This is a genomic window from Psychrobacter sp. 4Dc, assembly GCF_002836715.1.
GTDB lineage: Bacteria > Pseudomonadota > Gammaproteobacteria > Pseudomonadales > Moraxellaceae > Psychrobacter.
In genome coordinates this window covers 15,178-28,302 of the sequence record NZ_PJAT01000107.1, presented here as the reverse complement: position 1 = coordinate 28,302, position 13,125 = coordinate 15,178, and the positions used below count along the sequence as shown (strand labels likewise).

Sequence of the window (13,125 nt, the reverse complement as noted above, 5' to 3'; positions counted from 1 at the left end):
ATTGCTAGAATGAATTTTCTTACTATAGTGTAACAGTGTTATTAGCCAACAATATAGTTGCTCGACCTATTATCTTCAAGCACAATTTATGGGATAGCGCTAATATTGATAAGAACTATTCTAAATAATATGATAAATCAACCTTAAGAACTGTTCTATGTAGAGATAGCATAGACTATGACAGGCTCAATAGTATGGATTTAAAACAGCTTAATGCGTTTATCGCGGTTGCAGATTTGCGCAGCTTTAGCGCTGCCGCCACCAAAACAGGACTGTCACAGCCAAGCCTGAGTCGATTGCTAAAACAGTTAGAGACTGATATGGGCGTGGTGCTTATTGATCGCTACCACAGGCCACTACATTTGACTGAAGCGGGTAGTTTTTTCTACGATAAAATAAGCACCATACTGACCGAGATTGAAACTGTGACTAGTATGACTCAGCGTCTATCAGCACCCAGCAGCGTTTTAAATATAGGTTTTGTGCCCTCAGTGCTATACGGCCTGCTGCCTGAAATAATTGCCATGCTTAAACAGTTCAGCCCTGATATCGACGTTAATTTAAAAGACATTAGCTCATATCAACAAATGGATGCCCTGAAGTCTGGTGAGATTGATGTTGGTTTTGGCCGATTTGCCCATCAAGACCCATGGATTCAGCAAATCCTGCTACGTCATGAACGCTATGTGGTGGCATTGCCAAAATCACATCCGCTTGCCAATGTACGTAAGCAACGCTTGATAGACCTAGCGAACAATCGCTTAATTTTATACCATCAAACACATTTGCCAGTCTCGTCCACGGTGACGACAGAAACAGCAACTCAAGCGAACGACAAGCTGTCTACAAGTAGAGTCAACCGTGCTGCTGCTCATGAAGCAGCATCTAACGAGCCTATTACTGAGCCTTTACTACATCTATTTGCGCAATATGGTATCTCGCCTTTTATGACCACGACAGTCAGCGATTTGCAGGTAGCATTGGGACTGGTCGCGGCAGGCGAAGGCATTACATTGGTGCCTGCCAGCTTGCAAACCGTACGTACGGAACAGATCAGCTACCAACGTTTGGTTCATGAAAATGTCACCTCCCCTATTTATTTACACACCCTCAAAGACTTTGTACACCCAAAAATACCTGACTTGCTCACAGCCATTTATCACGTCTACGAACAGCGCGGCATCACTTATCGGCAGCAAAATTTTGTGTCACAGGCCTAAATGGGCAGATATCCGATGAATATTGTGTTATAAAGAACCGCCAAAAATAATTCATTTTAAATATTGATATTATTTTATAATTATGCTAACTAACAAGAATAGCAATGCAAACAAATAGTAATAATAACTAGAATAATCATTCTCCTAGACAGTGTTGGTGTGATAAAGTCGATACGATCTAAATCGTTTTATATTTAGACGGTTTATAGGACGTTCTTTTCTGATCATTGGCAAGCTGACACAGGTAAGTGATAATTTGCTGTTTTAACCATTTCGAGGTATTCATGTCCACACAACAACTCAACAACCCAAGTACCCCTGACGATAGCGTTGCCTCGCAACAAGAGGGCTTTAGCTGGCGCATCTTTGGCCCAGGCATTTTGATGGCAACTGCTGCCATTGGTGGTTCACATTTGATTTCATCAACACAGGCGGGCGCTATCTATGGCTGGCAATTGGCTATTATGATTGTATTGGCCAACGTGTTTAAGTATCCGTTTTTTCGCTTTGCAACTGACTACGTCTACGATACTGGCGAGAGTTTGATTGCAGGCTATGCCAAACGCTCAAAGGTATATCTTTGGGTATATTTTATTCTTTCTATCTTGTCAGCGGTTATTAGTACGGGTGCGGTTTCACTTATTGCGGCCGTAATTTTGGGCTTTATGTTGCCAGCCTCACTTGGTCTGTCGACAATGGCGTTATCTCTCATTATCGTCGCGGTCTCTTGGTTCTTTTTGATTGCAGGGCATTATAAGTTGCTCGATGGTGTGACTAAGTGGATTATGATTGCGCTTACCACGGCAACCGTTGCTGCAGTTATCATTGCTGCTGGCAAGCCAACCGTTATGGCAGTAGATTTTGTGGCGGCCTCTCCTTGGAATTTAGCCACGTTGGGCTTTATCGTAGCACTCATGGGCTGGATGCCAGCACCGCTTGAGTTTGCTGCAATTACCTCTATGTGGACCTCTGCCAAAGTCAAAGCGGATCACACCACGCATAGCCAAGGCTTGTTAGATTTTAACGTTGGCTATGCAGTATCAGCGATATTGGCGTTGTTCTTCTTATCGTTAGGTGTGTTTGTCCAGTACGGATCAGGACAAGAGATTGAGTTGGTCGGCGGTGCTTATATCAACCAGTTAATCAATATGTATACCGCAACCATTGGTGAATGGTCGAGATTGCTGGTCGCTTTCGTCGCCTTTATGTGTATGTTCGGCACAACCATTACCTGTGCTGATGGCTATGGACGCGCTAATGCTGAATGCTGGCGCCTGCTAAAAGGTGAAAGCGAAATCAATAAAAAGCAGATCGCTTTTTGGACGACCTATGCTATCGGTGGTGGTCTAGTAATTATCACTTTCTTCACAGGACAACTAGGCGCTATGCTTAAATTTGCCATGATATCGGCGTTCGTCTCTGCGCCTATTTTTGGTTGGTTAAACTACTCATTGGTTAAAAAGCATAAGAAACTGTCAGCAGGTATGAATGCTCTGTCTATCGCGGGTCTAATATTCTTGGCAGGCTTCGCATTATTGTTCTTGGCTAATCTTGCAGGTCTATTTGCTTAAGCTTTTGCTTACTATAAGACTCAGCACTTAACAATCTTATTTAAGCGAAACATAAGCCCTAATAGCCTAGCTGTTGGGGCTTTTTAATGAGTGTAATTATATCAATAAAGCAAGGCAGCTTTAGTAATTGTAACTAAATGTAAAAAATAGACGATTCTAAAAGCTATGATTTTAAGCAATATGAATACTTATCATAGGAAATTACCAATAACTGCATAATGCTATTTGAATTATGAATAATATTATAAATACTACATTTAATTATTATTGAAACTAAATACTAACTGATAACCCAAACTTTTCAGGCATGAATAATTGAGTATAATCAGCTACAACAATTAGAATATTTTCCCTCTATGCAAGGACAATCATATGACTTCATCTTCAGCAGGCGCGCGCTTTCGCAATGCCCTCGTTCAAAAAAATGATAACAACCAACCATTACAGATTGCAGGCGCTATCAATGCCTATACAGCGATGATGGCGACCCAAGTTGGTCACCAAGCGTTGTATCTCTCCGGTGCTGGCGTGGCCAATGCGTCATTTGGTTTACCTGATCTCGGTATGACCAGCCTTGATAACGTACTAGAAGATGCTCGCCGTATCACTGATGCAGTCGATACCCCATTATTGGTTGATATTGATACAGGCTTTGGTGGTGCGTTTAACATCGCCCAAACCATCAGAAAAATGGAAAAAGCAGGCGTCGCGGCAGTACATATTGAAGACCAAGTGGCGCAAAAACGTTGTGGCCATCGCCCTAACAAGGAAATTGTTAGTATCTCAGAGATGGTTGATCGTCTAAAAGCGGCATTGGACGCAAAGACTGACCCTGACTTTGTAGTGATGGCTCGTACAGACGCCTTATCGGTAGAAGGTTTGGACGCTGCTGTGGAACGTGCCGTCGCATTTCAAGAAGCGGGTGCAGATATGATCTTTGCAGAAGCGCTAACCGATATCGAGATGTATCGTAAGTTCACTGATGTACTCGATATTCCAGTACTGGCAAACATGACAGAGTTTGGTCAGACAGATCTATATACCACTGATCAGTTGTATAGTGTGGGTGTTGAGATGGTGCTATATCCACTATCCGCTTTCCGCGCTATGAACAAAGCAGCATTGAACGTTTATCAGCATTTGTTAGATGATGGTACACAAGACAAAGTCGTCGATACCATGCAGACTCGCATGGAGCTCTATGATTTCTTGAACTACCATGAGTTTGAGCAGACACTAGACAAGCTATTTGCTGATAATAAGTAGTTAATAACTAATAATTACCAATTAGCAACGCCGAAACGGTAAACCACCTTTGTGGACTTTATCGTTTCAAAACCCGTCTTTATTTACCTTTAGGTTATTTATGCCATTTTTTACTGCTCATACGGTTGTTAAATCCTCACTACTTAGTAGCACGCTAGCGGCGCTGTTATTCATGACGGGCTGTGATAAAACACCAGAAAACGTCGACGATACTACCAGTGATACGAGCGAGACTGTTGTTAGCGAAAGCGAAACTGCGCCATCAGAGACTGATGCTCAAAATGACTTGATCATGACGACGATTACGTTAGATACCGTCAACAGCCTATTGTTTGCACCAATTATCAATAGCGGCGCGCTCAGTGAAGAGCAAGTCAGCTGCCTCGAGTCACGCGACAAAGATTTGGGTAAAGCGGAAGTCGATCGTTTTTATAAGAGTCAGTTTACCGATGCAGAGTTAAAAGAATTAGATGACTTTTATACGTCGGATGTAGGTAAAAAACTGCTTGCTTTTGGCAATGAGCAATTGCGCGTCATGAATGGCGAAGAAGTAGCAACGCCTTTGGCTGACCCTACCCCAGAAGAAATGACTGAAATTCAGACATTTATGGAGTCACCACTGGGTGCCAAGTATATGAAGATCAATAATGCTGAAGGCGAAGGCAGCGCGATGGAAGTCTTAAATGGCCCTATTGAAGCTGAATTTGAGCGTTGTAACGTCGATTTAGACGGTCCACAGCCTGAACAGCCTGCATAACGCTAAACTGGCGCTATAGTCAGTCATTAACCAATAAACTTATTATCAGAAACACCGTTTTCACTCAAAAAAGCTACCAACAAAAGGAATGTAAACATGGCAGCACAGAAAGAACTTTCAGGCGCAGGTCTACGTGGACAAGTCGCTGGTAAAACCTCTCTATCTACCGTTGGCAAATCAGGCTCTGGTCTGACCTATCGCGGTTATGATGTATCAGAACTGGCAGATAAGTGTATTTTTGAAGAAGTGGCATATTTGCTGTTATACGGCAATTTGCCTACTCAAAGCGAGCTTGACGCCTATCAAACTAAGCTCAAAAGCTTACGCGGCCTACCACAAGCATTAAAAGACGTACTTGAACGTATCCCAGCTGATGCGCATCCAATGGACGTGCTACGTACTGGCTGCTCTATGCTTGGCAACCTTGAGACCGAAACCGATTTTGCTCAGCAAAACGATCAAACTGACCGTATGCTAGCGGCCTTCCCATCGATTATCAATTATTGGTATCGTTTTACCCACGACAATGTACGTATCGAGACCGATACAGATGATGCCACTATTGGTGGTCATTTCTTACATTTGCTCAAAGGCGAAAAACCAAACGAGCTGCACGAAAAAGTAATGAACGTCTCGCTTATCCTTTATGCAGAGCATGAGTTTAACGCGTCGACCTTTACCGCTCGTGTGTGTGCATCTACCTTGTCTGATATCCATTCTTGTATCACTGGTGCCATCGGTTCACTACGCGGTCCATTGCATGGCGGAGCGAATGAAGCAGCGATGGATATGATTGAAGGTTTTAGCTCACCTGATGAGGCTGAAGAAGAAATGATGGGTATGCTGGCGCGTAAAGACAAAATCATGGGCTTTGGTCATGCGATCTATAGCGAGTCAGATCCGCGTAACGTCGTGATTAAAGGCTGGGCTGAGAAACTGGCCGCTGACGTGGGTGATGAAGTGCTATACCCCGTCTCGGTACGCTGTGAAGAAGTGATGTGGCGTGAGAAGAAACTGTTTTGTAATGCTGACTTTTTCCATGCATCTGCCTATCACTTCATGGGTATCCCAACCAAACTGTTCACCCCTATCTTTGTCTGCTCACGCTTGACTGGTTGGGCAGCCCACGTGTTTGAACAACGTGCCAATAACCGTATCATTCGTCCAAGTGCAGAATATACCGGTGAAGAGTTGCGTCCAGTGCCAGATATGAGTGCTCGTTAAACGGCTGTTATTTAGCAATTATTAAGATGATTTGTGCTAAGTAATCTTATCAGCTAGCGGCAGTGCTAGCTGATATAGGTATGATGATTGAGCCTTGCTATGAGTTTTTCAGGTTTAATCGTCATACGCTTATTACCCTTTATATAAACCATACCTTTTTAATATCGCTTCTTTAGCAAAGCCTACAAAAGCAAACGATGATTTTGCTAAAGGAATGAATTTTTACCTAATATCCACGCTTAACTACTTATTATAATTAGCCAACAGCCAAAGGTGACTTATGGACAACGCCCTAGTACAACCAATGAACGAACAATTCAAAAAGCCACTTCCCGGTACTGATTTGTATTATTTTGACACCCGTGAGGCCGTCGAGAGCATCGAAGCAGGCGCGTATGACAAGCTACCATTTTGCTCAAAAGTATTATGTGAAAACCTAGTACGCCGTTGCCCACCAGAAGAGTTGACCGATGCGCTGAAGCAGCATATCGAAGGCAAGCAAGATCTAGACTTTCCTTGGTACCCTGCCCGCGTCGTTTGTCATGATATCTTGGGTCAGACGGCCTTTGTTGATTTGGCAGGATTGCGTGATGCCATCGCTGAGCAAGGCGGTGATCCGTCCAAGGTAAACCCTATCGTGCCAACTCAGCTTATCGTTGACCATTCATTGGCCGTTGAGCACGCAGGCTTTGAAGAAAACGCTTTTGAGAAGAACCGCGCGATTGAAGAGCGCCGCAACGATGACCGTTTTCACTTCATCAACTGGTGTCAGTATGCCTTTGACAATGTGAATGTCGTACCGCCTGGTAACGGCATCATGCATCAGATTAACTTAGAGAAAATGTCACCTGTCGTACAGGTCGTGCACAATAAAGCGGGTGAAGAAGTCGCGTTTGCCGATACGTTGGTCGGTACGGATAGTCACACGCCGATGGTCGATGCCCTAGGTGTGATCTCAATCGGTGTCGGCGGTCTAGAAGCCGAAAGCGTGATGCTAGGTAACCCGTCATATATGCGCCTGCCTGATTACGTTGGTGTTAAATTAACAGGCAAATTACAAAAAGGCATTACCGGTACGGACTTGGTACTGGCAATGACTGAGTTCTTACGTGATGCAGGTGTGGTCTCTACTTATATTGAATTCTTTGGTGAAGGTGCCCGTCAGCTGACCGTTGGTGACCGTGCATCAATCTCTAATATGACACCTGAATATGGTGCCACTGCTGCGATGTTCTATATCGATGAGCAAACTACTGACTATCTACGACTGACTGGTCGCAGTGAAGAGCAAATCAAATTGGTTGAGCAGTATGCCAAGCAAACTGGCTTATGGGCTGACGGCATGGAAAAAGCCGAGTACGCACGTGTGCTTGAGTTTGATCTGTCATCAGTCGGTCGTAATATGGCAGGCCCGTCGCGTCCACATGCCCGCGTATCAACTGATGATTTGGTTGCCAAAGGTATCGCCCACGCGCCCGATCAAAAACTACCAGAGCCAAAAGATGGTCTAATGCCAGATGGCGCCGTGATTATTGCTGCGATCACCAGCTGTACCAACACTTCAAACCCACGCAACATGGTTGCCGCAGGCTTAGTTGCTCGTAACGCCAATGCCAAAGGATTATTACGTAAACCTTGGGTGAAGTCATCCTTAGCGCCTGGCTCAAAAACCGTCAAAATGTACCTAGAAGAAGCAGGTCTGATGCCAGAATTGCAAGAGATCGGCTTTGACGTGGTTGGCTTTGCTTGTACGACCTGTAACGGCATGAGCGGTGCATTAGACCCTGATATCCAGCAAGAAATCATTGATAATGACCTATTTACCACGGCGGTATTATCAGGTAACCGTAACTTTGACGGTCGTATCCATCCGTATGCTAAGCAAGCATTTTTGGCATCGCCGCCGCTTGTTATTGCGTATGCCATCGCCGGTAATATTCGCTTTGATATCGAAAAAGATTCATTGGGTAAAGACCAAAACGGCAATGACGTCTATCTAAAAGACATCTGGTTTGATGATGATGAGGTTGATGCCATCGTCGCTGCTGCTGTGAAGCCTGAGCAATTCAATGCTGTATATATCCCAATGTTTGATGAAGCCAAAAAAGACACAGGTAAGGCGTTAAGTCCACTATATGACTGGCGTGAAATGACCACTTATATTCGCCGCCCACCGTATTGGGAAGGCAAAATGGCAGCGATGAACAAACTAAAAGGTATGCGTCCATTAGCAGTGCTTGGTGACAACATCACCACTGACCATATGTCACCGTCGAATGCTATTCTTGGTGCATCGGCAGCTGGCGAGTATTTAGACACTATGGGCTTGCCTGCTGAGGACTATAATTCATATGCGACTCATCGCGGCGACCATTTAACCGCGCAACGTGCCACCTTTGCCAATCCCAAACTGTTAAACGAGATGGTACTCGACGACAGCGGTGAAGTCATCCAAGGATCACTGGCGCGCGTTGAACCAGAAGGTCAAGTCATGCGTATGTGGGAAGCAATTGAAACCTACATGAACCGTGAGCAGCCGCTCATCATCATCGCAGGTGATGGCTACGGTCAAGGCTCAAGCCGTGACTGGGCTGCCAAAGGTGTGCGTCTCGCTGGCGTGGAAGCCGTTGTCGCTGAGGACTTTGAACGTATTCATCGTCAAAATTTGGTAGGTATGGGTGCGCTACCTCTACAGTTCGAAGCAGGCACCAATCGTCATACGCTAAATATCGATGGTACAGAAACCTTCGATGTAACGGGCGAAGTCTCTGCTGGCGGATTGATGACGTTAGTGATTCATCGTACTGATGGCACCACTACTGAGACGCCAATTATCTGCCGTTTAGATACTGCTGACGAAGTAAAAATGTACAACGCAGGCGGTATGCTACAGCGTTTTGCTAAAGAGTTTATCGAAGGTACGCTCGATATTGTCTAAGGCTATCCTGTAGTTTTTAGTGTGATAAGCAGCAAAGTATAAAAGTCGCCGATGTTGTATAACTTGTTTATATGATATCGGCTTTTATTTGCTAATGTTAAAGCTTGGTTCAAAACATGGTTTGCACGCTACACACTGAGCCTTCTTACTTATATCTTAATATTGAAAAATAGCTAAATATTGAGTTTGCTTCACCAATAGCGTAATATGTACGATATATTGTACAAGTTATGAAGTATGTCGTGAGAGGAGTAAGCCATGAGAGTTGTTAGTTTTTCAGAAGCCAGAAAGCACCTAAAGTCCGTCTTAGATACGGTAAACGATGATGCCAACGCCACTATCGTAACCCGCCGTGACGCTGATGATGCGGTTGTGATGTCGCTTGATTATTACAATAGCCTGATGGAAACCGTCTATTTGCTCAAATCTCCTGCCAATGCGGCGCACTTAGCGGAATCTATTGCCCAATATAAAGCTGGCAAGACCGTTACGCGTGAGCTAATTGATACGGCAGAAGATAGTGATAAAAGTAATGGTAGCATCGATAATAATGAACATACGGATAGCGATATTGAAAGTGCTTGAACTCAAAGACTGTAATCCATTCAAAGGAAAAGGGTCTAACAATGAGTGAACAACTAGCATGGACAGACGCTGCGTGGAAAGACTATCTGTACTGGCAAACACAAGATAAGAAGACACTCAAGCGTATTAACAAACTCATCACCGAATGTAAGCGTAATCCGTTTGAAGGCATTGGCAAGCCTGAACCCCTAAAAGAAAACCTATCTGGATTTTGGTCAAGACGCATCGATGACGCCAATCGGTTGGTATATGCCGTCGATGATAACTATCTGACGATTATCTCTTGTCGCTATCATTATTAACGAGCGTTCTTAGTCATGTATGTTTACTTGCTGATGGCAGCATACCCAATCTTATAACAATATAAAAAGGACTTAATACAGTGGCCCAAACCAATTCTCAATCAAAAGCTTCTTTCGCCCCGCAAATCCCCATCCCTGCCACCTATATGCGCGGCGGCACGTCAAAAGGCACGTTTTTTAAATTGTCTGATTTACCTGAGCGCTGCCAAGTTGCTGGCGAGTCGCGTGATAAGTTTTTGCTGCGCGTCGTCGGTAGCCCAGATCCTTACGGTAAGCAGATCGATGGCTTAGGCAATGGCAGCTCTAGCACATCAAAGACCGTTATCTTATCGGCCTCTGACAGACCAGATCATGACGTGAATTATCTGTTTGGACAAGTTAATATCGCCAAGCCGATGATTGATTGGGCGGGTAACTGTGGTAACTTAACTGCAGCCGTCGGTGCCTGTGGCATTAATATGGGTCTAGTTGATGCCGACAAAATTGCTAATAGTATCGATGACAATGCTGAAAGCGGGATTTGTGAAGTGCGTATCTGGCAAGAAAATATTGGTAAAACCATTATTGCCCATGTGCCAGTCTATAAAGATGCAAATGACAAAGTACAGGTTCAAGAGACAGGTGATTTTGAATTAGACGGTGTCACCTTCCCAGCAGCTGAAGTCAAAATTGAGTTTATCGATCCGGTTGATGCCACCAGCGACATGTTCCCGACGGGCAATTTGGTCGATGACTTTGATGTGTCAGGCTGCGGTCTAGAGGCTGATAGCGTCAAAGCTACTTTCATTAGCGCAGGTATCCCAACCATCTTTATGAAAGCTGAAGATTTAGGCTTTACGGGTACTGAATTACAAGGCGATATCAATAGCGATGGTGAGCTACTTGCCAAGCTTGAGAAAATCCGTGCCACAGGCGGCGTGGCGATGGGATTATTTGAAGACGTGAGCGAGGCACAGACCAGCCAACACATTCCTAAAGTCGCTTGGGTTGGCGCAGCACAGAGCTATATCGCCTCTAGTGGTAAGTCGGTCGATGCAAGCGAGATTGATTTAGTGGTACGTGCTATGAGTATGGGTCAACTGCATCATGCCATGATGGGTACAGCAGCCGTCGCTATTGCCGCCGCGGCAACCACACAAGGTACGCTTGTTAACAAGGCTGCTGGCGGTGGTGAGCTTAATGAAGTACGTTTTGGCCACCCATCAGGGACATTACTAGTCGGTGGTAAGACTGAACTGGTCGATGGACGCTGGCAAGCCAAAAAAGTGTCGATGAGTCGTTCAGCAAGGCGTATCATGGTTGGTGAAGTTTTTGTGCCTTCGGATGCGTTTTAAGCGTCGTCATGGCTTATTTTAATTTGCGATAGAGTTTTATGCCGACATCTCCCCAACCACGCCGCGCACAGTTAGACAAAAAACCGCCAGTCGAGAAAAAAGAACGGCGGGCGCTGCTGTGGGATATCCTCAAAAAACTGGCGGTATTTGCTAAGCCTTATCGCTTGCTTATCATCGCCACCTTAGCGCTGACTGCTCTAGGCTCCTTTACCGCGCAAGTTAATGCCTTTGTACTACGTTATGCCGTTGATACCTTGACCGAAGTCGCTACCCTCGCTGAGCCTTGGGAAGCTGGCGTGCGCATGCTGACCATTATCAGTGCGGTACTCTTAACCAAAGAGATATTATCGATATTCATCTCGTTTGGGCAACGCTTCTTCGGCGAAAAGATTCGTATCAATCTATCACGTGATTTATCGCAAAAAATCATTGAGCGCATCTTGACCTATCGGATGGCATTTTATACCAGTAGCGAAAACGACAGCGGCAAGTTGCAAACCCGTATTGATTATGGCGTCAGCAGCTTAACCAGTTTAGTGCAAAACTTCTTTATCGATATGCTACCGCTGTTTGCCAATGCAATCGTGGCGCTTATCATCATGTTTTCGACCAATTTTTGGGTTGGCTTGGTCGGTCTTATTATCATTCCCATTTACTTTTTTATCAGCCAAAAACAAGCGCGGCGTCTACAAGGGTTTCGTCGGCAGATGCGTGGCTATAGAGAAGCCAAAAGCGGTTTGGTAATATCTTTGATCAATTCGATCAGCGTGGTGAAATCCTTTGTCCGTGAGTCGATAGAAGCAGAAAAGCACTTAGCCATTCAAAAGGAAATGACCGATAATCAGCTGCGTATTCGCAGTATTGGTTTTGTTTATGATGCTATCAAAACCTTTATCGAGCAGATTGGTGTGGTGGTTATTATCTTGCTCACCGCTTATTTTGTCCTACAAGGTGAGATGACCATTGGTATGATTTTGTTTCATGTCATGCTGTTTCAAAATGTCGCCGCCCCTATCCGTCAATTACACCGCATCTACGACCAGATAAATAATGCATTGACCTATGCCGAAGGGTTTTTTGATATTTTAGAAGATGACAGCCAAGTCGAGAGCATCGCTGGTATCAGTAGCGAAAACCTCAAAGGTCATATCGAGCTTAAACATGTCGATTTTACTTATCCTAATGGCACGCAAGCGCTAAAAAACGTCAGCTTTACCATCAAGCCTAATCGTATCACCGCGTTGGTTGGCCTTTCTGGCGCAGGAAAGAGCACGATTATCAATCTATTGGTCAAGTTCTATGCCCCAGACGCTGGCACGATTTGCCTAGATGGGCATGATTTGGCTGACTGTAATACCCATGAGTTGCGTCAGCGCATCGGCCTAGTCCTACAGAGTAATCATATTTTTTCGGGTACGATCAGTGAAAACATCCGTTATGGGGATATGAATGCCAGCGAAGATGACATCATCGTGGCTGCAAAAAAAGCCTCTATCCACGAGCAGATCATAGGGTTAGCTGATGGCTATGAGAGCACTGCTAAGTCATTATCAGGTGGTCAGCAGCAGCGTATTGCGCTGGCAAGGATGTTTTTAAAAGACCCACCTATTGTGTTTTTGGACGAGCCAACAGCCAGCCTCGATGCCATTGCCAGCCAACAGGTCAAAAAAAGCCTTGATCTGATCAAAAAAGACCGTACCGTCATTATGGTCTCGCACAATATTGCCCAAATCATCGATGCCGACGATCTCGTAGTGATAGAAAATGGCGAAGTGGTTGAGACAGGTACCCACGAGGTACTTTATGCCCAACGCGGCAAATACTTTGAAATCTTTAGCGCTATGTCTGATAGCCTAAACTTAGATAAAATCAGCCAGACCCTAAACGGTTAGGAATGGTTAATGCCTGCCTAAATCGTTATAATGCTA

At 44.7% G+C, this 13,125-nt stretch carries 9 protein-coding genes and 1 pseudogene; all 10 read left to right on the top strand.

Going from position 1 to position 13,125, the window contains the following annotated elements; all coding sequences use genetic code 11:
* The first annotated feature begins 194 nt into the window (after positions 1-194).
* The 10 genes and pseudogenes from CXF61_RS09550 (at position 195) to CXF61_RS09505 (ending at position 13,089) form a co-directional block, all read left to right on the top strand.
* Positions 195-1,220, top strand: a complete 1,026-nt coding sequence (locus CXF61_RS09550) for a LysR family transcriptional regulator (protein ID WP_165598037.1) — start codon at positions 195-197, stop codon at positions 1,218-1,220.
* A 284-nt stretch (positions 1,221-1,504) separates the two neighbouring features.
* A complete protein-coding gene (locus CXF61_RS09545; protein ID WP_165598036.1) occupies positions 1,505-2,791 on the top strand; it encodes an NRAMP family divalent metal transporter in 1,287 nt (428 codons plus the stop codon).
* A gap of 372 nt (positions 2,792-3,163) precedes the next feature.
* Positions 3,164-4,057 (top strand): methylisocitrate lyase, encoded by an 894-nt coding sequence (gene prpB, locus CXF61_RS09540; protein ID WP_165598035.1) that lies wholly within the window; start codon positions 3,164-3,166, stop codon positions 4,055-4,057.
* A 100-nt stretch (positions 4,058-4,157) separates the two neighbouring features.
* Positions 4,158-4,814 carry a DUF2059 domain-containing protein gene (locus CXF61_RS09535; RefSeq protein WP_165598034.1) on the top strand — a complete coding sequence of 219 codons (657 nt, stop codon included), beginning with the start codon at positions 4,158-4,160 and terminating at the stop codon, positions 4,812-4,814.
* Positions 4,815-4,910: 96 nt separating this feature from the next.
* The gene (prpC, locus tag CXF61_RS09530; RefSeq protein WP_165598033.1) at positions 4,911-6,038 is read left to right on the top strand and encodes a bifunctional 2-methylcitrate synthase/citrate synthase; all 1,128 of its coding nucleotides are present in this window, start codon (positions 4,911-4,913) and stop codon (positions 6,036-6,038) included.
* A gap of 304 nt (positions 6,039-6,342) precedes the next feature.
* Positions 6,343-8,976, top strand: a complete 2,634-nt coding sequence (gene acnD / locus CXF61_RS09525; protein WP_193834212.1) for a Fe/S-dependent 2-methylisocitrate dehydratase AcnD — start codon at positions 6,343-6,345, stop codon at positions 8,974-8,976.
* Between the two features lie 258 nt (positions 8,977-9,234).
* Positions 9,235-9,483: pseudogene (locus CXF61_RS09520) on the top strand (type II toxin-antitoxin system Phd/YefM family antitoxin); the annotation flags it as partial.
* A 119-nt stretch (positions 9,484-9,602) separates the two neighbouring features.
* Positions 9,603-9,863 (top strand): Txe/YoeB family addiction module toxin, encoded by a 261-nt coding sequence (locus CXF61_RS09515; RefSeq protein ID WP_037025847.1) that lies wholly within the window; start codon positions 9,603-9,605, stop codon positions 9,861-9,863.
* A gap of 80 nt (positions 9,864-9,943) precedes the next feature.
* Positions 9,944-11,197, top strand: coding sequence for a 2-methylaconitate cis-trans isomerase PrpF (gene prpF / locus CXF61_RS09510; protein ID WP_165598030.1), 1,254 nt, complete (start codon positions 9,944-9,946; stop codon positions 11,195-11,197).
* Between the two features lie 38 nt (positions 11,198-11,235).
* Positions 11,236-13,089 carry an ABC transporter ATP-binding protein gene (locus tag CXF61_RS09505; RefSeq protein ID WP_165598029.1) on the top strand — a complete coding sequence of 618 codons (1,854 nt, stop codon included), beginning with the start codon at positions 11,236-11,238 and terminating at the stop codon, positions 13,087-13,089.
* Positions 13,090-13,125: the final 36 nt, after the last annotated feature.

Coding starts and splice junctions, on each gene's coding strand:
- acnD (WP_193834212.1), top strand. CDS start 6,343: ATGAACGAACAATTCAAAAAGCCACTTCCCGGTACTGATTTGTATTAT.
- prpC (WP_165598033.1), top strand. CDS start 4,911: ATGGCAGCACAGAAAGAACTTTCAGGCGCAGGTCTACGTGGACAAGTC.
- prpB (WP_165598035.1), top strand. CDS start 3,164: ATGACTTCATCTTCAGCAGGCGCGCGCTTTCGCAATGCCCTCGTTCAA.
- CXF61_RS09515 (WP_037025847.1), top strand. CDS start 9,603: ATGAGTGAACAACTAGCATGGACAGACGCTGCGTGGAAAGACTATCTG.
- CXF61_RS09550 (WP_165598037.1), top strand. CDS start 195: ATGGATTTAAAACAGCTTAATGCGTTTATCGCGGTTGCAGATTTGCGC.
- CXF61_RS09535 (WP_165598034.1), top strand. CDS start 4,158: ATGCCATTTTTTACTGCTCATACGGTTGTTAAATCCTCACTACTTAGT.
- CXF61_RS09505 (WP_165598029.1), top strand. CDS start 11,236: ATGCCGACATCTCCCCAACCACGCCGCGCACAGTTAGACAAAAAACCG.
- CXF61_RS09545 (WP_165598036.1), top strand. CDS start 1,505: ATGTCCACACAACAACTCAACAACCCAAGTACCCCTGACGATAGCGTT.